General features: G+C 48.7%; 1 protein-coding gene. It reads right to left on the bottom strand.

Going from position 1 to position 1,117, the window contains the following annotated elements:
* On the bottom strand, window positions 1-934 hold a 934-nt coding region (locus OB13_RS20820), incomplete at its 3' end, for an asparagine synthetase B (RefSeq protein WP_461492104.1).
* Between the last annotated feature and the right edge of the window lie 183 nt (window positions 935-1,117).

Genomic DNA, 1,117 nt, shown 5'->3' with positions numbered 1-1,117 from the left:
TGGCTGAAAAGGTAAAGAGCTGAAAGAAATCATTGGCTTCGGTAAGGCCGCGTTCCTGGGGTTGCATGTCAATGTTGGAGTACTCGTATTCCAAGGGGTTTCGCACCAGCTTGAAATCCTGGAAAGCAAAGGTTTTGCTATAATCCAGCTTGCTTTGCGCATTCGGGTCAGCCCCGTCGCCGTCATACATGGCTTCGATGAAGTCTATACCTTCGGCAGCCAGCGCAATGTCGTAGGTATCGGTAGCGGAACACATCGCAAACAGAAATCCGCCTCCCGCACAGAAATCCTTGATCTTACGGGCTACAGCGCCCTTTAATTCGGAGACCTTCGCAAATCCCAAGGACTTGGCAGAAGCCTCAGCTTCCTGCTGCTGCTCCTGGTACCAGGGGTAGTGCCGGTAGCTGGAGTAAAACTTGCCATATTGCCCCGTAAAGTCTTCATGGTGAAGGTGTAGCCAGTCATACTTTGGCAGATCTCCCCGCATGATCTCTTCGTCATACAGCATATCGTAGGGAATTTCTGCGTAGGTCAGCACCAGCGTCACGGCATCATCCCAGGGCATTTTCGACTTGGGGGTATACACGGCAATCTTCGGTACTTTCTCCAGTTTCATCACATCCATGTTTGCTTCCGGATCACTGATTTGGGTAAGTATGGTGTTGTACTGCGCATCAGAGATAACCGAGTAACTGATACCGCGTACCACGAGCTCGTTCTCCAGTTGGGGCGCATGCTGAAAGGCAAAGCTGCCTCCCCGGTAATTGAGCAGCCAGTCCACGGGAACGTTCTTGGAAAGGGCCCAATACGCCGCGCCGTACGATTTTAAATGGTCTTTCTGTGCCTCATCCATTGGAATGAGTATGGTAGAAGCTGCCACCTGTAAAGCAGGCAAGAGCAGGAGGCAGAAGGATAGAATATAGCGAACAAACATCTTCGGGGGCTAGGTGTTAGAACAAATATATTAAAATTGGTTCTTTTTTCAGAAAATGGCGCTAAATTAGAACCTTAGCGCACTACAATTATACTAACGTAACTTTATGTGTTGCGCATATAAAATTCTGCTCCATGAACCTGCTCGATAATATTAGAGAGAGTATACGCGCCATCAAAAGCA

This window comes from Pontibacter sp. HJ8 (genome assembly GCF_054824225.1).
This window is presented reverse-complemented; position numbering and strand designations above follow the sequence as displayed.